The organism is Enterococcus pallens ATCC BAA-351 (assembly GCF_000407485.1).
Lineage (GTDB): Bacteria > Bacillota > Bacilli > Lactobacillales > Enterococcaceae > Enterococcus_A > Enterococcus_A pallens.
Map to the genome: position 1 here is coordinate 134,242 of NZ_ASWD01000003.1, position 21,066 is coordinate 155,307.

At 39.2% G+C, this 21,066-nt stretch carries 22 protein-coding genes and 1 other annotated feature; of the genes, 6 read left to right on the top strand and 16 right to left on the bottom strand.

Features of this window, described 5'->3' with window-relative positions:
* Nucleotides 1–71 precede the first annotated feature (71 nt).
* Nucleotides 72–635 (bottom strand): DUF1269 domain-containing protein, encoded by a 564-nt coding sequence (locus tag I588_RS13165; protein ID WP_425387141.1) that lies wholly within the window; start codon nucleotides 633–635, stop codon nucleotides 72–74.
* Nucleotides 636–762: 127 nt separating this feature from the next.
* Nucleotides 763–2,076 (bottom strand): GTPase ObgE, encoded by a 1,314-nt coding sequence (gene obgE, locus I588_RS13170; protein ID WP_010759244.1) that lies wholly within the window; start codon nucleotides 2,074–2,076, stop codon nucleotides 763–765.
* A 280-nt stretch (nucleotides 2,077–2,356) separates the two neighbouring features.
* Here obgE and gap point away from each other — a divergent pair, with 280 nt between their 5' ends.
* Both gap and I588_RS13180 read left to right on the top strand, forming a co-directional pair.
* Entirely contained in the window at nucleotides 2,357–3,367 is a 1,011-nt protein-coding gene (gap, locus tag I588_RS13175; protein ID WP_010759245.1) for a type I glyceraldehyde-3-phosphate dehydrogenase, read from the top strand.
* Nucleotides 3,368–3,500: 133 nt separating this feature from the next.
* Entirely contained in the window at nucleotides 3,501–4,253 is a 753-nt protein-coding gene (locus I588_RS13180; RefSeq protein WP_010759246.1) for a peptidylprolyl isomerase, read from the top strand.
* 60 nt (nucleotides 4,254–4,313) lie between these two features.
* On the opposite strand, the gene fabZ is transcribed toward I588_RS13180, so the two are convergent.
* Nucleotides 4,314–4,760, bottom strand: a complete 447-nt coding sequence (fabZ, locus tag I588_RS13185; RefSeq protein ID WP_010759247.1) for a 3-hydroxyacyl-ACP dehydratase FabZ — start codon at nucleotides 4,758–4,760, stop codon at nucleotides 4,314–4,316.
* 158 nt (nucleotides 4,761–4,918) lie between these two features.
* Here fabZ and fabI point away from each other — a divergent pair, with 158 nt between their 5' ends.
* On the top strand, nucleotides 4,919–5,674 hold the full coding sequence (gene fabI, locus I588_RS13190) for an enoyl-ACP reductase FabI (protein WP_010759248.1): 756 nt from the start codon (nucleotides 4,919–4,921) through the stop codon (nucleotides 5,672–5,674).
* 66 nt (nucleotides 5,675–5,740) lie between these two features.
* Here fabI and I588_RS13195 read toward each other — a convergent pair whose 3' ends face one another.
* Nucleotides 5,741–6,757, bottom strand: coding sequence for a branched-chain amino acid aminotransferase (locus I588_RS13195; RefSeq protein ID WP_010759249.1), 1,017 nt, complete (start codon nucleotides 6,755–6,757; stop codon nucleotides 5,741–5,743).
* 168 nt (nucleotides 6,758–6,925) lie between these two features.
* Between I588_RS13195 and I588_RS13200 the strand changes: the two genes are divergently transcribed.
* Nucleotides 6,926–7,834 carry a mechanosensitive ion channel family protein gene (locus tag I588_RS13200; protein ID WP_010759250.1) on the top strand — a complete coding sequence of 303 codons (909 nt, stop codon included), beginning with the start codon at nucleotides 6,926–6,928 and terminating at the stop codon, nucleotides 7,832–7,834.
* Nucleotides 7,835–7,903: 69 nt separating this feature from the next.
* Here the strand turns inward: I588_RS13200 and rpsN are convergent, their stop codons facing one another.
* The 5 genes from rpsN to racE form a co-directional block, all read right to left on the bottom strand.
* Complete coding sequence (rpsN, locus tag I588_RS13205; RefSeq protein WP_010759251.1) at nucleotides 7,904–8,173, bottom strand: 30S ribosomal protein S14; 270 nt, start codon at nucleotides 8,171–8,173, stop codon at nucleotides 7,904–7,906.
* Between the two features lie 832 nt (nucleotides 8,174–9,005).
* On the bottom strand, nucleotides 9,006–9,497 hold the full coding sequence (cbpB, locus tag I588_RS13210; protein WP_010759252.1) for a cyclic-di-AMP-binding protein CbpB: 492 nt from the start codon (nucleotides 9,495–9,497) through the stop codon (nucleotides 9,006–9,008).
* Between the two features lie 94 nt (nucleotides 9,498–9,591).
* Nucleotides 9,592–10,104, bottom strand: a complete 513-nt coding sequence (locus tag I588_RS13215; protein ID WP_010759253.1) for a metallophosphoesterase — start codon at nucleotides 10,102–10,104, stop codon at nucleotides 9,592–9,594.
* Between the two features lie 4 nt (nucleotides 10,105–10,108).
* Entirely contained in the window at nucleotides 10,109–11,446 is a 1,338-nt protein-coding gene (gene rph / locus I588_RS13220; RefSeq protein WP_010759254.1) for a ribonuclease PH, read from the bottom strand.
* A complete protein-coding gene (racE, locus tag I588_RS13225) occupies nucleotides 11,447–12,259 on the bottom strand; it encodes a glutamate racemase (protein ID WP_010759255.1) in 813 nt (270 codons plus the stop codon).
* Between the two features lie 153 nt (nucleotides 12,260–12,412).
* On the opposite strand from racE, the gene I588_RS13230 reads away from it, so the two are divergent.
* Nucleotides 12,413–12,652: a hypothetical protein gene (locus I588_RS13230; protein ID WP_010759256.1), complete on the top strand. Its 240-nt coding sequence runs from the start codon at nucleotides 12,413–12,415 to the stop codon at nucleotides 12,650–12,652.
* Nucleotides 12,653–12,740: 88 nt separating this feature from the next.
* Here I588_RS13230 and I588_RS13235 read toward each other — a convergent pair whose 3' ends face one another.
* The 4 genes from I588_RS13235 to I588_RS13250 are packed head-to-tail and all read right to left on the bottom strand — an operon-like array spanning nucleotide 12,741 to nucleotide 15,634.
* Nucleotides 12,741–13,397, bottom strand: a complete 657-nt coding sequence (locus I588_RS13235; RefSeq protein WP_010759257.1) for an amino acid ABC transporter permease — start codon at nucleotides 13,395–13,397, stop codon at nucleotides 12,741–12,743.
* 15 nt (nucleotides 13,398–13,412) lie between these two features.
* Entirely contained in the window at nucleotides 13,413–14,057 is a 645-nt protein-coding gene (locus I588_RS13240) for an amino acid ABC transporter permease (protein ID WP_010759258.1), read from the bottom strand.
* Entirely contained in the window at nucleotides 14,050–14,886 is an 837-nt protein-coding gene (locus tag I588_RS13245; protein ID WP_010759259.1) for a transporter substrate-binding domain-containing protein, read from the bottom strand. Before I588_RS13245 ends, I588_RS13240 begins: the two co-directional genes overlap by 8 nt.
* Before the next feature lie 10 nt (nucleotides 14,887–14,896).
* On the bottom strand, nucleotides 14,897–15,634 hold the full coding sequence (locus I588_RS13250; RefSeq protein WP_010759260.1) for an amino acid ABC transporter ATP-binding protein: 738 nt from the start codon (nucleotides 15,632–15,634) through the stop codon (nucleotides 14,897–14,899).
* A 267-nt stretch (nucleotides 15,635–15,901) separates the two neighbouring features.
* Here I588_RS13250 and trpS point away from each other — a divergent pair, with 267 nt between their 5' ends.
* The gene (trpS, locus tag I588_RS13255; protein WP_010759261.1) at nucleotides 15,902–16,912 is read left to right on the top strand and encodes a tryptophan--tRNA ligase; all 1,011 of its coding nucleotides are present in this window, start codon (nucleotides 15,902–15,904) and stop codon (nucleotides 16,910–16,912) included.
* Nucleotides 16,913–16,960: 48 nt separating this feature from the next.
* On the opposite strand, the gene pheT is transcribed toward trpS, so the two are convergent.
* The 3 genes from pheT to I588_RS13270 form a co-directional block, all read right to left on the bottom strand.
* Nucleotides 16,961–19,381 carry a phenylalanine--tRNA ligase subunit beta gene (pheT, locus tag I588_RS13260; RefSeq protein ID WP_010759262.1) on the bottom strand — a complete coding sequence of 807 codons (2,421 nt, stop codon included), beginning with the start codon at nucleotides 19,379–19,381 and terminating at the stop codon, nucleotides 16,961–16,963.
* 6 nt (nucleotides 19,382–19,387) lie between these two features.
* Entirely contained in the window at nucleotides 19,388–20,431 is a 1,044-nt protein-coding gene (pheS, locus tag I588_RS13265) for a phenylalanine--tRNA ligase subunit alpha (protein ID WP_010759263.1), read from the bottom strand.
* Nucleotides 20,432–20,471: 40 nt separating this feature from the next.
* Nucleotides 20,472–20,669, bottom strand: a binding site (T-box leader).
* 45 nt (nucleotides 20,670–20,714) lie between these two features.
* The gene (locus tag I588_RS13270) at nucleotides 20,715–21,059 is read right to left on the bottom strand and encodes a winged helix-turn-helix transcriptional regulator (RefSeq protein ID WP_010759264.1); all 345 of its coding nucleotides are present in this window, start codon (nucleotides 21,057–21,059) and stop codon (nucleotides 20,715–20,717) included.
* Nucleotides 21,060–21,066 lie beyond the last annotated feature (7 nt).

The window sequence follows — 21,066 nt, forward strand, 5'->3', positions numbered from 1 at the left end:
ATCATCCTAACTTTCTATCAAATTACTTTCATTCTAGAAGAAAGTCAGGCTTTCTGCAAACAGAAATCGGTTTATTGTTCATCATTTACGTGATTATCTGGCTGATTGTCTTTATTTTTAGCCATTTCTTGTGCTTTCTTCACATCTTCTTCGACTTCTTCATAGCTCAAGCGAGTAATTTCTCCGCCTAATTCATTCATTACTAATTGATTCAATGCGCGATTATCGTCTTCTTCTGCAATTAAAAGCAGTCCAGTGTCATCCTCTTTAATTTTATCAATTAGAAAAGAAAAAACGCCTTGAGCATCGCGGATTTCTTTAACATCTCTCGAAGCACCGATCATTCCGCCAGTAAACCAGCCTAGCAAAACGCCAATTGGTCCGCCTAGAATTCCTACCAGCATACCGATCAAACCACCGGTAGCACTCTTGTTATTGCCAGTAAAATCTAAAAAATCCTCAATTTGAAATTGATGCGCACCATCGTTAGAATGATGGACTACTGCCATTTGTTCACCCTTGAATGCTTGTGTTGCTTGTAATTTTTTCACCTTCGAAAAGGCTTCGTAAGCTTGAGATGGAATCTCAAAATTCATGATTATCACTCGTTTTTCCAAAAAAATCAGCTCCTTTATGATTAATTCAAGTTTATCAGTAAACAGGGATTTTGTGAACTAGTCACGCTTTTGAAAAACACAATAAACGTTTTATGTTAACTAAATAAAAAAGAAGCAGAAAAATCTGCTCCTTATTTATTCCTATTTATTCAACGAATTCAAATTCGTATTTATCAATCCGCACAATGTCGCCATCTTTAGCACCACGGGCACGTAAAGCTTCATCAACACCCATCGCACGTAATTGACGGGCAAAACGCATTACCGTTTCATCGTGATCGAAGTTCGTCATCTTGAATAGTTTTTCTAGCTTCTCGCCCGACAATACCCAAGTAGTATCCGGGTCACGAGTAATTGTAAAGCCAGGATCTTCACTTTGGAAACCATACTGAACAGTTTCTTCTTCGATTTCTTCCTCGTACAACGGAAATTCTGGGGTAGTTTCCAATAAATCAGCGGTTGCACTTAATAAATTATCCATCCCTTGCTTAGTAATGGCTGAAATCGCAAAGATTGGCAGGTCATCTGCAAACTCATCTTCCTTGTCCTTCGCTAATTGTTCCTTGAACTTCACCAGATTTTCTTCTGATTCTGGCATATCCATTTTGTTAGCTACAATAATTTGCGGACGTTCTAACAAGCGTAAGTTATGAGAACCCAGTTCCTTATTAATCGCCACATAATCCTCATAAGGATCACGACCTTCCATACCGCTCATATCAATGACGTGCAGGATAACTCGCGTACGTTCAATGTGTCGCAGGAATTGTGTTCCCAAACCAACACCTTGAGAAGCTCCCTCGATTAATCCAGGCAAATCGGCAGCTACAAAGCTGCGGCCATCATTAGTCGTCACCATTCCTAAATTAGGTACTAACGTTGTAAAATGATACGCACCGATTTTGGGTCTAGCAGAAGAAATCACCGATAAAATGGTTGATTTACCTACTGAAGGGAATCCAACTAGGCCAACATCAGCTAACACTTTTAACTCAAGCTCAATCTTACGTTCTTGACCTGGTTCACCATTTTCAGCAATTTCGGGGGCAGGATTTCTCGGCGAAGCGAAACGGATATTTCCGCGTCCTCCACGACCGCCCTTGGCTACTCGCAGTTCTTGACCATTTTCAATTAAATCACCAATTAATACGCCTGTCTCAGCATCCCGTACAGTTGTTCCTGGCGGCACTTTAACATAGGTATCCTCAGCTCCCCGACCATGCATTCCCTTACTCATCCCGTTTTCACCAGGAGTTGCTCTAAAATGACGATTGAAGCGGAAGTCCATTAATGTGCGCAAGCCTTCTTCTACAACTAGAATAACATCGCCGCCACGGCCGCCATCGCCACCAGCAGGTCCACCATCCGGCACATATTTTTCACGACGAAAAGCAACCATGCCATCGCCGCCTTTGCCAGCTTTGACGTCAATTGTTACCTGATCTAAAAACATAGACATTTTTCGTCCTCCTTGTATCTTTTTATTTTCTGACTACTGAATCTCCACACAAACAAAGTCTCCTTATTTTAGCGGTATTTTCCTCCATTGTCCATTCCTCACAGTGAATCTAATAAATTTTTATGCTTCCTATTAAGCAGATGCCAACTTCTAGTGAACCGATTGCCGAATCGGAGTGTAATCTTTTGACAAAAAAAAACATCCGTTGCAAAATAGTTCGTGTAAGGAATAAGTGCGTTTCGTACTTCATTTCTCTAACACAAAGGAGGAACTTTTGGTTATGACAGTAAAAGTAGGTATTAATGGTTTTGGACGTATTGGTCGCTTAGCCTTCCGTCGTATCAAAGAAGTATCAGATGATATTGAAGTTGTAGCAATTAACGACTTAACAAGCCCAACAATGTTGGCTCAATTATTACAATTTGACTCAACTCATGGCACATATCCAGGAACTGTTTCTGCAACAGAAAATTCAATCGTTGTTGACGGTGAAGAAACTCGCGTATACGCAGAACCTGATGCAAGCAAGATCCCTTGGGCAAAAGAAAACGGCGTTGATATTGTTTTAGAATGTACCGGTTTTTACACTTCTCAAGAAAAAGCACAAGCTCACTTGGACGCTGGCGTAAAACGTGTAGTTATTTCAGCTCCAGCTGGTCAAATGAAAACTATTGTTTACAATGTAAATGATGACACATTGACTCCAGATGACAAAATCATTTCAGCTGGCTCATGTACAACTAACTGTTTAGCACCTATGGCTTACTTCTTAAATGAAGAATTTGGTATTGAAGTTGGTACCATGACAACTGTTCATGCGTATACTTCAACACAAATGTTGCTAGACGGACCTGTAAAAGGTGGAAACTTGCGTGCTGCTCGTTCAGCTGCTGATAACACTATTCCACATTCAACTGGTGCTGCTAAAGCAATCGGCTTAGTTATCCCAGAATTGAACGGCAAATTGCAAGGACATGCACAACGTGTTCCTGTTGTTGACGGTTCATTAACTGAATTGGTTTCAGTATTAAAAACAAAAGTTACTGCTGATGAAGTCAACGAAGCTATTAAGAAACATACCGTTGATAACCCATCTTTCGGCTACGACGACCGCGAAATCGTTTCTAGCGATGTGATTGGTACTACTCAAGGTTCAATCTTTGACCCTACTCAAACAGAAGTTACTTCTGCTGGAGACTACCAATTAGTTAAAACTGTTGCTTGGTACGATAACGAATACGGTTTTACTTGCCAAATGATTCGTTTATTAGAAAAATTCGCTAACCTATAAGCAACTATTTGTAAGAGGAGATTTCGATCTCCTCTTTTTTTATTAGCTTTATGGGAAAATTCGATTATTTTCCATAGGAAGCAACAGTTTTTTTTGTTATGATAGAAAGGAAGGAATTTGAAGGGAGATTTTTATGCAACTAAGAAAGATATTACTAAGCAGCTCATTAATCTTATCGATTGGAGTTTTTGCTGCTTGCAACTCTGGCGGTAATGCCAACAATAGTTCTTCAGAAAGTACAGCCAGCTCTACACAGGAATCAAGTGTCGATCTAAGCAAAGTGGATCTTCCACAGCTTTCTAATGAAGTAACTGACGATGAGTACCTAGTAGAAATGGATACAACAGTAGGCAACATCAAAATTAAACTGTTTCCAAAAGAAGCACCAAAAACCGTGGAGAATTTTGTTACTCATGCCAAAGATGGCTATTACAACGGAACGACCTTCCATCGTGTGGTAAATGATTTCATGATTCAAGGGGGCGATCCTAAAGGCGATGGTACCGGTGGTGAAAGTATTTGGGGCGATCCATTTGAAGATGAAATTTCACCAAGCTTGTACAATATTCGTGGGGCTCTTTCCATGGCTAATGCTGGGGAAAACACTAATGGCAGTCAATTCTTTATCGTGCAAAATAAAGACGATCAAAGCGATGGCTTGGCGATTCAGTATACTCCAGAAAAAATAATTGAAGCTTACAAAAATGGTGGTACCCCAAGCTTGGACGGCAAACATGCTGTATTTGGCCAAGTAACTGAAGGTATGGACATCGTTGATAAAATTGCGGGAGCTGAAACTAAGGCCAACAGTCAAGGCGAAGATTCTACTCCAGTTGATCCAGTGAAGATTAACGAAATCAAAATTTTACAAGAACCAAAAGAATAATTCTTAAGTTTTTAATAAGCCGAAGTCGATACATGCATCTGACCTCGGCTTATTTTTTTACTATTTTTGTTCCTTGTCACCTACGATAAAGGTAAATTCACAATCAGTTACAGTGGTTCCTTCTACGGTTGCCCACGCTTTTGCTGTACCAACTGGCCCCTTCATTTTTTCAATATCAAAATTCAAATAAAGAACATCCCCTGGTCTCACTTTCTCATGAAAAACTGCCTTGTTAATTCCTCCAATGTAAGCTGTTTTCCCTTGGAAGGCTTCTGATTTCAAAATAAGCAATGAACCAGCCTGAGCTAAGGCTTCAACGATTAATGTTCCTGGCATCATTGGATCGTTAGGAAAGTATCCTTGAAAAAAATCTTCGTTCATAGTCAAGTTTTTCACAGCAGTAATGTGCTTTTGATCTTCAAATTCTACGACAGCATCTAAATAGTAAATTGGAAAACGATTAGGAATGATTTCCATGATTTCTTCAACGTTCATTAATTTTTCCATAGTTGCACCTCGGCATCTTATTTGTTTGATTATCAAACTATCACAGAATCTCTTTTTTTTCAAGCACTACTAGATTAATAAAAAAATAGTTTGACAATCAAACAATTTTCCAACATAATGTGTTCATACGATAATTAAAGTAGGAGTGTGTCAACCGCATGTCATTTTTAACTGGAAAGAAAATACTGGTGACAGGTGTCGCTAATAAAAGAAGTATCGCTTGGGGCTGTGCGAAAGCTATTGCCGATCAAGGAGCAGAAGTCATTTATACTTATCAAAATGAACGCATGAAAAAAGGGTTAGTGAAATTAGTTGGTGAAGAAGCACCAATGGTTGAACTAGACGTTTCCAAAGATGAAAATATCGAAAAAGCTATGAATACAATCAAAGAATTAGTCGGTAACATTGATGGCTTCGTCCATTCCATTGCTTATGCGAATAAAGAAGAATTATCCGGCAATGTTTCAGAAATTTCTAGAGATGGCTTCAGTTTAGCTCAAGACGTAAGTGCTTATTCTTTACTTGCTTTGACTAAATACGCTTTGCCAATCATGAATCCTAACAGCAGTATTGTAACCATGACCTACATGGGATCAGAGCGTTCAATTCCTAACTACAACATGATGGGTATTGCTAAAGCTGCATTAGAAGCGGAAGTTCGTTATTTGGCTACTGAGCTAGCTCCTAAAGGGGTTCGGGTTAATGCTATCTCAGCTGGTGCAATTAAGACATTAGCTGTTACTGGTGTTAAAGATTACCAATCACTGCTTTCTCTTTCAGAAGAACGCACACCAGATAAAGTCAGTGTTACAATTGATGAAGTTGGCCAATCTTGTGCCTTCCTAATCAGCCCGTTAGCCAGCGGAATCGTTGGAGACATCATTTATGTAGATAAAGGTGTTCACTTAAGCTAACAATAAAAAAATTCCCAGCAATCTCATCGATTTTTTATCGAGGCTTGATTGTTGGGATTGTTTTATTTAATTCACTTCGTAAATCCAGCCTTCAGGAGCCTCAACATCACCAAATTGAATACCGACTAATTCTTCGTAAAGCTTCTTAGTCACCGGTCCAACTTCTGTCTCGCTATAAAAGACATGGAAATCGTCTCCGTTTTGAATACCGCCAATCGGTGAAATGACAGCTGCTGTACCGCAGGCGCCAGCTTCAGCAAACTGGTCTAATTCGTTTAAATACACGTCACCTTCAATTGTTTCCATACCAAAGCGTTCCTTTGCTAAATGAAGCAATGAGTATTTCGTAATACTTGGCAAGATTGATGGAGAAATTGGCGTAATGAATTTATTGTCTTTGGTAATCCCAAAGAAATTAGCCGACCCAACTTCTTCGATCTTCGTGTGAGTTGCCGGATCTAAATAGATACAGTCAGAATAATTCCGTTTATGGGCCTGGTAGCCTGGTAAGAGACTCGCAGCATAGTTGCCCCCAACTTTGGCTGCACCCGTTCCCTGAGGGGCTGCACGGTCATATTCAGACACGATAAAGTTAGTTGGTGCCATTCCACCTTTAAAGTATGGACCTACTGGCATGCAAAAGACTGAGAATAGATATTCAGGTGCTTCAACAACTCCGATATTGTCTCCCACTCCGATCAGATAAGGACGAATATACAAAGTTGCTCCAGTTCCATAAGGCGGTACGTATTCTTCATTCGCTAAAACAACCTGCTTTACAGCGTCTATGAACTTTTCTTCTGGAACCTCTGGCATACACATTCTTTCGGCACTGCGATTTAGACGTTTACTATTTTCATCTGGACGAAAAAGATTAATCTTACCATCTTTGCGGCGATAGGCTTTTAGTCCTTCAAAACATTCTTGCCCATAATGCAGACATGTTGACCCTTCACTAATGGTAATTTTATTATCTTCAGTTAAATGGCCTTCATCCCATTCACCATTTTTCCAATGTGAGATATAGCGATAAGGAGTTTTCATATAGTCAAACCCTAGCTCTTCCCATTTTATATTAACCATCCTATCATCTCCTTCTTATATAAAAGTTAGTCTACCACTTTGTTGGAAGCTTGTCATGAATATTTTCATATTTTTTGGAATTTTCTGTATATTCACCCTAACTATGGCTATCGACATATTTTTTAAAACTTGTTAGAATGAAAAGCATCGGGAGAAAGGAAGTTCTTTATGCTTTTTTTAACAATACAAACAACTGATTCTACGAGTCTTGATGTCGTCGATCAGGCCACTGAAAAACTATCAGCCTGGCAGCGCTACTGGCAATCGATTGATTGGGATGCTGTCTTCTCAACCTTCATTCAAAAAGGAATCACTCTAATTATTATTTTGATTCTCTTTGGTATTATCAAAAAAGCCGGAAATTTTTTAATCACTCAGTCATTTGAACGACAAAAGCGCAAAATAGCTGGTAGTACCACGAGGATTGAAACGATTCATACTTTATCTGCGAATATCTTTTCTTACACTTTATTTTTCTTTTTTCTGTACTCTGTATTAGATACAATCGGTATCCCTGTTGGCTCGCTGCTAGCCGGTGCTGGAATTGCTGGGATCGCTATCGGTCTTGGAGCACAAGGATTCATGAACGATATTATTACCGGTTTCTTTATCATTTTAGAACAGCAAATTGATGTTGGAGATTATATCAAATTGGTTAATTTGCAGGTTGAAGGTACTGTGACCTCTGTGGGTATTCGCATGGTTCAGCTAAAGTCAGCTGATGGGACGGTTCATTTTATACCAAATCGTAACATTACCACCATCAGTAATTTGTCTAGGGCTCATATGCAAGTCTTAATCGATGTACGGATCCAGCCTAATGAAGGCTATGAGAAAATCAGCCAATTAATCCAAACAGTAAATGACCGCTTAGGAGAAAACTACAAGAAGGATATTTTCGATGGTCCTAATCTTTTTGGGATGGTAGATCTAGGTAATGGTAATTTTGCCATTCGGACCGTCATGTATGTAACTAATGGCAAGCAGCTAGCCTTAAAAGAAGAATTCTTAGCTAATTATGTCAAGGAACTTACTGAACACGGCTTTACCATTCCTAACAACCCAATTAAAGTATGATAAAAGAAGGAGACCCAAAAAATGACGATTTTGAGTCTCCTTTTTTTATTGATTAATTATTGCTTAAATTTACCAGCTAGCTTTCTTAACCCCAGGTATTTGTCCCTTATGAGCTAATTCACGAAAATGGATTCGAGACATGCCGAATTTGCGCATGTAACCTCTAGGTCGACCATCAATCATGTCCCGCTCCTTTAAACGATTAGGATTGGATTCTTTAGGTAACTTAGCTAAGCCTTGGTAATCGCCAGCTGCTTTTAAAGCCTGACGTTGTTCTGCATATTTTTCAATCATTGCACGTTGCTTTTCAGCCTTCACAATCTTTGATTTCTTTGCCACTTCTGTACTTCCCTTCCGTTAGCTTCTCTATGATTTAAATCGTAATAGTTACTTTTAACAACTTAACTAAGATACTAATTTATTAAGGAAATGTCAAAGATTGTGTATCTTGTGTCTTCTGAACCTTTACCGGCTGCAAATTCTGTAGAAAGTTGAACTGGCAGCTATCTCACTAGTAAGGATTTCATTTTTCTAAACCTATGAAAAATGAGGCTTATTTTCTTGCGCATACCATTCGACTAAACATTACGTAATGGTGTTTATAATAAGCTCCTAATCTTCTATCTTACTACCAATCCTGCAAAAAGTTGAACTGGCAGCTATCTCATTATTAAGGATTTCATTTTTCTAAACCCATGAAAAATGAGGCTTATTTTCTTGCGCTTACCATTCAACTAAGCATTACATAATGATGTTTATAATAAGCTCCTAATTTTCTATCTTAATACCAATCCTGCGAAAAGTTGAACTGGCGGCTATCTCACTAGTAAGGATTTCATTTTTCTAAACCTATGAAAAATGAGGCTTATTTTCTTGCGCTTACCATTCGACTAAACATTACGTAATGGTGATCATATTGGGATACCGGCATACTCTCTCTAACGATACCTCCTGCGAAAAGTTGAACTGGCAGCTATCTCACTAATAAGGATTTCATTTTTCTAAACCCGTGAAAAATGAGACTTATTTTCTTGCGCTTACCATTCAACTAAGCATTACGTGACGGTGTTCATATTGGGATACCGGCATACTCTCTCTAACGATACCTCCTATGGAAAGTTGAACTGGTAAAAAAAGAAGCAGCCTTGGATTGGCTGCTTCTTGCTTTGGTCTATTTTGGTACTGTTGGCTGCAACACGAATTTTCCAGAAACATGGTGTTTCTTGTCCAGTTCATGGAAGGTATGGTTAACAGCTTTTAAAATTTCACGCCGTGTTACGATTCCTTTAAAAATTCCATCGTCGTCTAATACAGGAATGAAGGCAGCATCCACTAACAAGTGCATGATATCTTCTAAATCACAATTTTCTTTTACTACATCAATTTCAGTATCCATTACATCTGCTACAGTGTACTTACTCAAGTTTTTTGTATCTATCCCGTTTAAATCCATCATTTTGTTGACAACATCATTTAGGCTTAGCAAACCAATGAAACGATCACCTTTATCCAATACTGGTATTTTTGAATACCCCACTTTTGAAAGTACCAATAATGCATGCTCCAATGGATTACCAACCATGACATTCGCAACGTTTTCAGCCGGAATCATCATTGCGTCTTTCTTTTCAGACATTAATTCTTCGATTGCACGACTAATCATACAACAGCCTCCGTTTCTACTTTCCACCTTTTATTTTACTGAAACATCTAAAAAGTAAGGGCTTTTTTGCTCAATGTTAAGTAAAAATTAGAAACTATTTCGCAAATTCTGCCGTTAATTCTTCTACTGGTTGATGAGCTCGATTGTAGTATTGAACACTATAAGCTGATTCTGTACTGTCAATAATCGCGTAGCTAGGAACTTGAATGGGGCCCCGTGGTTGAGAAATACTTCCCGGATTAACGAAAAGAATTCCTTTATCCATTTCAGCTACCGCCTGATGAATATGGCCAAACAGTGCAATCGTTGCACTTTCCTCTTGTGCTTGCAATGAAAGCATGGTTAAACCAAAACGAACATTTGAACGATGTCCATGGGTGATAAAAATACGGTCTTGTCCGATAGTGACAACCTGTTCTTGACGATAACCTGGATCATAGTCACAGTTTCCAGCTACCACTATAAAGGAATCCCATAGAATATCATTAGCATTAAGTTCCGAATCTCCACAGTGGAACATAGCGTCTACTTTTCCTTCGTATCGATCCAGCAGATCAACTAAAATTTGACGATCACCATGATTGTCACTAACTACCAAATACTTCATTTGCTTATTCCTCCAACCATTTTTGCCATACTTTTTCTAACTTTTTCACAGCTTTCGCTCGATGACTTACTTCATTTTTTTCAGCTGCTGTCATTTCAGCTGCTGTTTTATTAAACTCTGGAACAAAAAACAACGGATCGTAGCCGAAACCATTATCTCCTTGTGGGATACGTGCAATTCTTCCTGGCCAATCTGCTTCTACTACTAAGCTTTCCTTACGAGGAGCCGCAAAAACTAATGTACAGTGGAAGTGAGCAGAACGTTTCTCGTCTGGTACTTCTGTCAGCTCGTGAAGCAGCTTAGCATTATTAGCAGCATCACTCTTATGATCGCCAGCAAAACGGGCGGAATAGACCCCTGGCATACCATTTAAGGCATCAACAGCTAGACCAGAATCATCGGCTAAAACAGGCTGCTGAAGGATCTGGGCAATCGTTTCAGCCTTTAAACGCGCATTTTCTTCAAAGGTTTTGCCCGTTTCTTCCACATCTGGTAAATCAGGAAAGTCAGCTAACGTTTTAATTTGATAGCCGGCACGTGCAAACAATGCTGAGAATTCCTTAGCTTTTCCTTGGTTACCAGTAGCGATAACAATTGTTTTATCCGGCACTTCTGTCGAGTTATTGGTATGCAATGCTTCTTTTTGATAGCTGATTAATTCTTCAATACCAGCTTTTCCATGTAAGATCAATGCATTTAATTCATTATCGTCAAACGTTGCCTCTTCACCAGTGCCTTGAATTTCAACAAAGCGGCCAGATTCAGTCATTACAATGTTCATGTCGACTGCAGCGGAAGAATCCTCAACATAGTCCAAATCAGTCACTACCTCTCCTGTCGGTAGAATACCTACACTAATTGCAGCTAGATGCTCTTTGATTGGGTCTTCCGTTAATTCACCAGAAGCCAGCAATTTATTAATTGCCAAACGCAAAGCAACGAAACCTCCTGTAATACTTGCCGTACGTGTTCCACCGTCTGCCTGAATAACATCGCAATCAATGACGATGCTGCGTTCACCCAATTTAGCTAAGTCAATCACTGCTCGCAAAGCACGACCGATTAATCGCTGAATCTCCATCGTTCTGCCTGAAAGCTTGCCTTTAGCACTCTCACGGCGATTACGGGTATTCGTTGCTCGTGGCAGCATGCTATACTCAGCAGTTACCCAGCCAGTTCCTTCCCCTCTCAAAAAAGGCGGCACAGAATCTTCTACTGTTGCCGAACAAATCACCTTAGTATCACCAAAAGAAATAACTACTGATCCTTCTGGATGTTTAAAAACATTTGTTTCAATTGCTATGTTTCTTAATTGTTGCTGATTCCTACCATCATGGCGCATTTATTTTCCTCCCAAATGTATATGTTCAACCTCTAATGTTTTAAGTCCCAACCATTCGCCGGCAATGTCGCGAAACATCTTAGGAGAACCCGTGGTATAAAATTTACAGGTTTTTGCTTCTTTACGATCATAATTGTTCAAACTAAAATAATCTAATAGTGTGCTTAAATCATTAACTGTTTCTGCACCAGAATCAATCAAGGTCACATCACCGCCCATAACATTTTGAATGATTGGACGTAATAGTGGAAAATGGGTGCAGCCTAAAATTAATGTATCTGGCTTATCAAATAAAAACGGCGCTAGCGTTTCAGCCACAACCTTTTTAGCAACAGGACTGGCGAACTGATTACTTTCTACTAAAGCAACAAATTTAGGACAAGGCAGACTATGCACCTTGACTTCTGGGGATTTTTCTTTCAATTCCCGTTCATACATTGCGCTTTTGACTGTCCCTTCAGTACCAATTACACCAACTAAACCTGTTTGACTTACTTTCAGCGCAGAACGTGAGCCCGGCTGAATCACACCAATGACTGGGATATCTACTTTATCTCTAATCTCTTCTAAGGCCACTGCCGTTGCAGTATTACAAGCAATAACTAGCATTTTTATTCCTTGTTTAATCAAAAATTGAGTCATTTGCCATGTAAACTCAAGCACTTGTTCAGCAGGACGAGGCCCGTACGGACAGCGTGCTGTATCCCCTAGATAAAGGATGTGCTCATTAGGCAATTGCCGCATGGCTTCTTTTACAACAGTCAAACCGCCTACACCAGAATCAATAAAACCGATGGGTAATTCATTAGACAATATTTCTCATCCTATCCTTTTACAAGTTTCACCTTATTTTGTACTTTTTGGACATTTTTTTCAAGTCCTAGATTTTTCAATTGAATGCTGCCGAAGACGCTTTCTTTGTTAGAATGTTCTCTCAATGCTAAAATAAAGCTAGAGGTGATTCAAATGAAAAAAGAAGAAATAGCGGAAAACCTTGGTAAAGCTTCTGCTGGAGATATCAATGAAGATCCTGCTACAAAGAAAAACGAAAAATTGTTGAAGCAAGAGAGCAAAAAGAAAACTTCGAATAAAGAATTCAATTTTACTGAGCGTTTGGGTAAAACAGTTGCTGGTGCTGTGTATGAGGATCCTGCCATGGAAAAGACCCAAGAAGAAACTGAAGCGCAAATAGATGAAAATAAATAATGGTTAAACGTGCCAATACCTAGGTATTGGCACGTTTCTTTTGCACTAAAAAATCCAGAGAAGCAACGAAGCTTTCTCTGGATTGCGATTAATAATTGTACTTGCTGTTTTCCAAATAGCGTGAAGCCAAGGACAATGCATAACAAACCACGAAATACATCGCTGTCATCGCAACAAACATTGGAATGACATAATTAGTATTTTGTCCATAAACAATTCGTGCATTATGCATCAGCTCAGGCAAGGAAATAATTACCGCTAAAGATGTATCTTTGATCAAAGAAATTAATTGGCTTAAAATAGCCGGCAGCATTGATTTGAACGCTTGCGGAATAATGATAATCATCAACGTCTGAATATATGTCAAACCCGATGACAAACCAGCTTCTGTTTGCCCATTTGGGACAGCGTTTAAGCCTGCCCGGAATATTTCAGACAACATTGCTGATTCAAAAATTGTTAACGCTGCTACAGCTGCCCAGAAGATATTCAATTTAATCCCAATTTGCGGTAAGGCAAAATAGGTAAAGAAAATAATCAGCAGCAAAGGTAGATTGCGAATGATATCTACTATTACTCCAACAATTTTTGACACGAATGGAATGCCGCTATAACGTACTGTTCCAGCAATTCCTCCTAAAATCATACTGAAAATAATTGAAACAATTGATACTTGAATCGTTACCCAAAGTCCGTCTAAAAGGAATCGGATGTTGATCCAAGAAAATGCACCACTAAAGTCCATTACTTTCCTCCCTTTCTAGACGCTCGCCCAATGCTTATCCAAATAATTCATTAGATAAGACAACGGCAAGGTTAATACTAAATAGAATAATCCGACAATAATATACGTATCAAAGGTATTGAAGGTGGTACTAGCAATTAAATCTCCCTGATACATCAAATCTAGCCCAGCAACCATCGCTAGAATAGACGAATTTTTAATCAGGTTGATAAATTGATTCCCTAATGGTGGAACTACAATCTTAAACGCCTGCGGTAACACAATATAACGCATGGTTTCCGCGTAAGAGAACCCTGAAGATAAACCTGCTTCCATTTGTCCCTTTGGTACAGTTTGAATTCCGGAACGAACCGTTTCAGCAATAAAAGCTGAGGTATAAATTGTCAACCCGATCGTTCCTGCTTGAAACCCGTCAAAGCTGTAAAAATACATCGGTGCCACTACGTAGAAGAACATAACAATAATCAACAATGGAATATTTCTAAAGAAAGCCACATAAGCCTTGGCTAAACTACGTATCACACTATTATGTGATAATTGAAAAATTGCCATTAAGGTACCTATGATTAAACTAAAAATCAATGCCAAGATACTGGCATACAAAGTGAATTTAAATCCTTCGAAAAATTCGCCGGAATAACTGCTAAATAAATTAGCCATTGAATTTAGCCCCCTTTGCTGCTTTTCCTTCTGGATCATTTGGGAACCACTTATCATAAATCTTATCGTAAGTGCCGTTATCGTGCATATCTCTTAAAGCACCATCTACTTCATTAAGAAAATCCTCTTGCCCTTTATTGATTGCAATTCCATAAGGCTCCTTCGTGAAGGTTCCGCCAACTAATCCGTAGTTATTGTTCTCTGAGGCCATCCCCAATAGAATCGCATTATCTGTTGTCATAGCATCGCCTTGACCAGATTGTAAAGCAGTAAATGCTTCTGCATAGTTTTCCAACTCTAAAATATTAGCCTGTGGTGCATGTTCACGAATATTTACTGCAGAGGTAGAACCTTTTACTACTAATACCGTATCTTGGTCAGTCAAATCGTTGATACTTTGAATATGACTACCTTTTTTAACTAACAAAGATTGCCCAGCATCAAAATAAATATCAGAAAAATCCACCTGACCTAAGCGTTCTTCGGTAATGGTCATAGTCGCAATAATGCCATCAATATTCCCATTTTTCAACAACGGAATACGAGTCTTAGAGGTTACTTCGACAAATTCAGCTTTGCCTTCCTCGCCAAGAATCTCCTTGGTAATCGCTCGAGCGATATCAATATCAAAACCTTCGACCTTTCGAGTTTCTACGTTCATCATTCCAAACAAACGAGTATCATATTTCACTCCCCAGGTTATTACGGGATCTTCCTTGATTCGTTTTGCTATATTTTCGTTTGCCACACTGTCCCCTTTACAAGCTGATAATCCGATGACTACCAATCCTAAGAGAAAGAAGGAGACAAGCTTTTTCACTTTTGACATAGTCATCCTCCTAGTGGTTAATTACTTTACTTACAAATTGTTGTGCTCGAATTTCTTTTGGTTTTTCAAAGAATCCCTTAACATCCCGAGTATCTTCCAGCACTTCGCCCTCTGCCATAAAAATGATTCGATCAGCTACTTCCCGAGCGAAGCCCATTTCATGCGTAACGACAATCATAGACATGCCGTCTTTGGCGATTTTCTTCATAACATTCAGCACATCCCCGATCATTTCCGGGTCTAATGCAGAAGTAGGCTCGTCAAATAGCAGCAGATCAGGATTCATTGCCAAGCCGCGGGCGATTGCAATCCGCTGCTGCTGTCCACCAGAAAGCATAGACGGATAAGAGTCCTTCTTATCTAGCATATCTACACGATTCAATAATTTTTCAGCTGTTTTATTGGCTTCAGCTTCTGGCTGCTTTAAAACCTTAATAGGTGCCAAAGTAATATTTTCTAACGCCGTTTTATTTGGGTATAGATTAAAATGTTGGAACACCATTCCGATATTCTTCCGGATATCCTTCAGCTTGACATCCTTGCTATGTAAATCTTTTCCATTTACTAATAAGTGTCCGGATGAAATCTGTTCCAATCCATTGATACAGCGAAGCATCGTGCTTTTTCCGGATCCTGAAGGGCCAATCACCACAACTACCTCACCTTTATCAAAAGCCAAATTGATATTTTTCAAGGCATGAAACTTCCCATAATACTTCTCAACCTCTTTAAATTCGACCATTGCCATGTATGAACACCCCTACTCTTCCTAATTTAATTCTAATTTTTCAGACCTAACTCTAATTATATGCTAAGTTTTTTTCGTTTGTAAAGAAAAAAATCTGATGTTAGTGAAAAACAATTCCAAAACATTACTAATCCATGTTAAGTTTCCTGACACTAGAATTTCTACCTAATTAAAGCTTTAAAGAATTAGCAGTTGTTTAAATGGTGAAAAAAAGGTACTATTTTAAGGTAGGTTGAAGACTAAATATACGATGAAAAGGTGGAACAAATGACAAACACTATCCTGACTGGCGATCGTCCGACAGGTCAATTACATTTAGGACATTACGTAGGATCGCTGAAAAATCGCGTAATAATGCAAAGTGACCCAGAAAACGAATTATTCATTATGGTTGCAGATATGCAGGCTTTAACAGATAACGCTAAAAATCCTGAAAAGGTTTCTTCTAATATTTTACAAGTAGCCTTAGACTATTTAGCAGTTGGCTTGGATCCTGCGCGTACGACCATGTTTATCCAATCCCAAATTCCAGAATTATCAGAGTTGACCATGTACTTTTTGAACTTAGTAAGTGTCGGCCGTGTGCGTCGCAACCCCACAGTAAAATCTGAAATCGAACAAAAAGGCTTTGGTGACAGCGTACCAACCGGATTCTTTATTTATCCAGTATCTCAGGCTTCAGATATAACTGCTTTTAAAGCCAATCTCGTACCTGTTGGCGAAGACCAAAAGCCGATGTTAGAACAGACACAAGAAATTGTTCACAGCTTTAACAATACTTACGGTGAAGTTTTAGTTGAACCTAAAGGGGTTTTTCCTGATAAGGGAATGGGACGTCTGCCTGGCATTGACGGGAACGGCAAAATGAGCAAATCTCTTGGGAATGGTATTTATTTAGCAGATTCAGCTGAAACCGTTGCTAAGAAGGTCATGAGTATGTATACTGATCCGAACCACATCCACGTGGAAGATCCCGGTCAAGTAGAAGGAAATATGGTATTTACTTATCTAGATGTATTTGGCAAGGACAAAGAAAAAATTGAAGAACTAAAGGCTCATTACCGCCGTGGCGGACTTGGCGATGTGAAAATTAAACGTTACTTAATCGACGTATTAGAAGAAGAATTACTTCCTATTCGTACTCGTCGAGAAGAATTTGCTCAAGATCCTGGACAAGTGATGCAGATGCTAAAAGAAGGCAGTGAAAAAGCGCAAGCTGTTGCCGCACAAACTATGGCTGAAGTGAAAAAAGCGATGGGAATCGCCTACTTCTCATAAAACAAAGAAAAAATCGATTCGGAATAATTCCGGATCGATTTTTTATGTCTAGCGAATGACTGCTGATAAATCATTTTCTAAGGCTTTAGTTACTTTACTCATCCATTGATTGATTTCTTCATCAGTCAAAGTCGTTTCAGGGTTTACAAAGGTTAGACTGTACGCCATTGACTTCATCCCTTTTTCAATTGAATCTCCTTGGTATACGTCAAAAACCTGAATATCGGATAAGAAACGACTCGCAGATTTACGAATAACTTCGATAATTGACGCATTTGAAAGAGTTTCTTCAACAAGAATTGCAATATCTCGACTAACTGCTGGATATTTAGAAACTGGTGAATAAACTAAAGGCTCTTTTTCTGCCGTTAGTAACGCATCTAGGTTCAGTTCAGCTACAAAGGCTGTTTTTAATTCATAGGACTTAGTTATTTTAGGGTGAACCTGCCCTACAAAGCCAATTAATTTATCTTCTAAATAGATAGTTGCTGTTTGTCCAGGATGCATATCAGACATTGCTGAGTTAGCTTGATAGCTGATTTTCTCTTTTAAGCCTAAACCATCAATCATCTCTTCGACAATACCTTTAGCAGTGTAAAAATCAACTGGTTCAGCTTTTTCAGCCCAAGTTTTATCTCCCAAATTACCTGTTAAAGCAATTGCTACATGTTTTTCCTCTAAAGGTAAATCCTTTTTCGGATCATTATCTTGGTAAAATACTCGACCAATTTCATACAAGGATACATCGTTATTTTTACGTGCGCTATTATAAGACAGGTCTTCCAATAATCCACTGATTAGATTTAATCGCAATACTGAACGTTCTTCACTCATCGGCCAATCTAAACGGGTGAACTTACTGTCTCGAAGAGTGAATCTACCGGCTTTTTCTTCTGTCGTCAAAGCATAGCTGATTGCTTCATGCAATCCACTTCCTTCCAACAACGAGCGAACTTTGCGGGTATTTTTTTGAGCATCAGTCAATCTGCCAGCAACAGTTTGTCCACTTGGAAGTGTAGACGGGATATTATTATAACCATAAATTCGAGCAATTTCTTCCATCAAATCTGCCTCAATTGTAATGTCCCAACGACGTGGTGGAACACTTACAGTATAATGGCCACCTTTTTCTTCGTAAGCAAAGTCTAAAGCATCAAATATAGTATTAATCTCAGCTACTGTTAATGAGGTGCCTAAGAAACGATTCACATCTTCAAGGTTAGTAGTAACAGCTACATTTTCCGGCTCAACTTTGCTACCTAAAACGCCGCCCTCCAATACAGACCCGCCAGCTAATTCAGCAATCATTGCCGCAGCAACATCTCCAGCTAAACTGATTGTTGCTTGGTTAATTCCTTTTTCAAAACGAGCAGAAGATTCACTGCGTAAGTTGTACGCTTGAGAAGTGCGACGAATCGAAACATTATCAAACATTGCAGATTCTAAGGCAACAGTGGTAGTAGTATCCGTAATTTCAGAGTCTAATCCTCCCATTACACCCGCTAAAGCGACCGGAATTTCTCCATTGGTAATTACGATGTTTTCCGGATTCAAGCTGCGTTCTACTCCATCTAAAGTCGTCAGAGCTTCTTGCTCTTTCGCACGGCGAACCAAAATTGCTTGACTGCCTAGCTTATCGTAATCGAACGCATGCAATGGTTGACCAAACAACAGTAAAATATAGTTTGTTACATCTACAACATTGCTAATAGGACGAATCCCTTCGTTCATCAAACGATTTTGTAGCCATTGCGGGCTTGGTCCAATCTTAACATTTTCAATGATACGGATTTCATAATGAGGCGCATCGTTTTTATCAGCTACTTCAACTTTAATCCGATCAGCAGCTTTTTCAGCCATTTCCTTCAGCTCAATTTCAGGAAAGGCTACTTTTTTACCGTAAATTGCAGCCGTTTCGTAAGCTACTCCGCGCATACTTAACGCATCTGCACGGTTAGGAGTAATTGATAAATCTAAAATAGCGTCATCCATATCTAGATAAGAAAAGACGAGTTCACCAGGCACAGCCTCTTGCGGCAAGTAGTAAATTCCATCCGCAAATTCTTTAGGAATGACAGAGTCACTGTAGCCTAACTCCTGCAAGGAACAAATCATTCCATTAGAAACTTGACCACGCATTTTCCCTTTTTTAATTTTAACATTGCCAGCAATTCGTGAACCCGGTAAGGCTACGATCACTTTAATACCCGCTTTCACATTCGGTGCACCACAAACGATTTGTGATAATTCTTCTTCACCAACATCCACCTGGCAAATTGATAGATGATCAGAGTCTGGATGCGGAATACATTCCTTCACATCGCCCACTACGATTTTTTTCAGTCCTGTCTCTGGTACTTCAACACCTTCGACTTCAATCCCAGTTAAGGAAAGGCGGTCAGATAATTCTTTTGGTGTGATTCCTTTTAAATCGACATATTCATTCAGCCATTTATATGAAACAAGCATGATCTGTTATTCCCCCTTGAATTGTTCTAAAAATCGAACATCATTTAAATAGAAGTTTCGAATATCGTTAACTCCATAACGCAGCATTGATACACGGTCAGGTCCAATACCAAAAGCAAAACCGGAATATACTTCAGGGTCAATGCCAGACATTGACAACACGTCAGGATGCACCATACCAGCACCTAAAATTTCAATCCAGCCAGTGTATTTGCAGACATTACAGCCTTTTCCGCCGCATTTGAAGCAGCTGACATCGACTTCAACAGAAGGCTCAGTAAACGGAAAATAACTTGGACGCAAGCGAATGCTGCGGTCAGCGCCGAAAATTTCTTTAATGAAGACTTCTAGGGTGCCTTTTAAATCAGCCATCGTAATTCCTTTATCAACCACCAAGCCTTCAATTTGATGGAACTGGTGACTATGAGTAGCATCATCCGTATCACGACGGAATACTTTTCCTGGAGAAATCATACGCAAAGCACCTTTAGAAAAGTCATGCTTTTCCATCGTACGAGCTTGTACAGGAGAAGTATGTGTCCGAATCAGAATATCCTCTGAAATATAAAAAGTATCTTGCATATCTCGTGCCGGATGGTTTTTCGGCAAATTCATCCGTTCAAAGTTGTAATGATCACTCTCAACTTCGTATCCTTCTACTACTTGATACCCCATACCAACAAATACATCTTCAATTTCTTCCATTACCTGAGTGATTACATGACGTGTTCCTTGAGTCATTTGTTTGCCCGGTAAAGTTACATCAATCGTTTCTTCTTCCAAAGCTTTTTCTAAGGCAATTTCTGTTAACTCAGCCTTACGAACTTCGATTGCTTCTGTCAGCAAATCGCGGATTTCGTTGGCAAAAGCGCCTACTTTTGGTCTTTCTTCTGGTGATAGATCGCGCATTCCCCGCAAAGCTTCAGTAATTGGACCCTTTTTACCTAATGTTTCCACTCGAATCTGCTCAACTATCTGCAGATCATCGGCAGCGGAAATTTTTGCCAAAGTCTGGGTTTTCAATTCTTCTAATTGATTTTGTAAGCTCATCTTTCTACTTCCTTTCCACAAAAAAAGAGACCCTGTTCCATAAAGGAACGAGGTCTCGCGTTACCATCCTAATTCGCCAATTTTTGGCGCACTTACAAGTTTTAACGGCCGCAGCCGGTCAGTTACGACAAGCTCCGGAAGTGAACTTCACCTTCTATCCCCTGATCTGCTTACAGTCTATGGCAGATATTCCCTGTAAAGGTCTTAAAAGATTACTCTTTTCCATCAACGCTTTTTTGCTATTTAATTGACTATTTTATACTACAAGAAAACGACAATTTTATCAACTACATTCTTGCTCAGAAATCCATTTTTCTCCCCAAACATGGAGTTCTTTCATCACAGTGTCCAACGCTTTGCCTTTATCAGTTAAACAATAATCCAATCGCTTTTGGCCTTCATTACCTGAAATGCGTGTGACTAATCCTTCTTGTTCCAGCTCCCTTAATCGTTCTGCTAAAACACGGTCGCTTACATGAGGGATTTTGGCGGCCAAATCAACAAAACGTTGTGGGCCTTCTTCCAATAGTACATCGATAATCAAGCCGTTCCATTTTTTCCCTAAAATCGTAAAACCTTTTTCAAATTTGGGACATAGAGAAAATTTAGTTTGTTGTATTTGTTCCATTCTTCTC

Bases quoted from the DNA above. Each gene is read 5' to 3' on its own strand.
- I588_RS13230 (WP_010759256.1), top strand. From the start codon at position 12,413: ATGAAAAAAGAAGAAATAGCGGAAAACCTTGGTAAAGCTTCTGCTGGA.
- I588_RS13180 (WP_010759246.1), top strand. From the start codon at position 3,501: ATGCAACTAAGAAAGATATTACTAAGCAGCTCATTAATCTTATCGATT.
- I588_RS13240 (WP_010759258.1), bottom strand. From the start codon at position 14,057: ATGGCTAATTTATTTAGCAGTTATTCCGGCGAATTTTTCGAAGGATTT.
- I588_RS13270 (WP_010759264.1), bottom strand. From the start codon at position 21,059: ATGGAACAAATACAACAAACTAAATTTTCTCTATGTCCCAAATTTGAA.
- I588_RS13250 (WP_010759260.1), bottom strand. From the start codon at position 15,634: ATGGCAATGGTCGAATTTAAAGAGGTTGAGAAGTATTATGGGAAGTTT.
- gap (WP_010759245.1), top strand. From the start codon at position 2,357: ATGACAGTAAAAGTAGGTATTAATGGTTTTGGACGTATTGGTCGCTTA.
- I588_RS13245 (WP_010759259.1), bottom strand. From the start codon at position 14,886: ATGTCAAAAGTGAAAAAGCTTGTCTCCTTCTTTCTCTTAGGATTGGTA.
- cbpB (WP_010759252.1), bottom strand. From the start codon at position 9,497: ATGATTAGTCGTGCAATCGAAGAATTAATGTCTGAAAAGAAAGACGCA.
- fabI (WP_010759248.1), top strand. From the start codon at position 4,919: ATGTCATTTTTAACTGGAAAGAAAATACTGGTGACAGGTGTCGCTAAT.
- obgE (WP_010759244.1), bottom strand. From the start codon at position 2,076: ATGTCTATGTTTTTAGATCAGGTAACAATTGACGTCAAAGCTGGCAAA.
- I588_RS13235 (WP_010759257.1), bottom strand. From the start codon at position 13,397: ATGGACTTTAGTGGTGCATTTTCTTGGATCAACATCCGATTCCTTTTA.
- I588_RS13195 (WP_010759249.1), bottom strand. From the start codon at position 6,757: ATGGTTAATATAAAATGGGAAGAGCTAGGGTTTGACTATATGAAAACT.
- pheS (WP_010759263.1), bottom strand. From the start codon at position 20,431: ATGAGCTTACAAAATCAATTAGAAGAATTGAAAACCCAGACTTTGGCA.
- I588_RS13215 (WP_010759253.1), bottom strand. From the start codon at position 10,104: ATGAAGTATTTGGTAGTTAGTGACAATCATGGTGATCGTCAAATTTTA.
- pheT (WP_010759262.1), bottom strand. From the start codon at position 19,381: ATGCTTGTTTCATATAAATGGCTGAATGAATATGTCGATTTAAAAGGA.
- I588_RS13200 (WP_010759250.1), top strand. From the start codon at position 6,926: ATGCTTTTTTTAACAATACAAACAACTGATTCTACGAGTCTTGATGTC.
- fabZ (WP_010759247.1), bottom strand. From the start codon at position 4,760: ATGGAAAAATTAATGAACGTTGAAGAAATCATGGAAATCATTCCTAAT.
- rph (WP_010759254.1), bottom strand. From the start codon at position 11,446: ATGCGCCATGATGGTAGGAATCAGCAACAATTAAGAAACATAGCAATT.
- trpS (WP_010759261.1), top strand. From the start codon at position 15,902: ATGACAAACACTATCCTGACTGGCGATCGTCCGACAGGTCAATTACAT.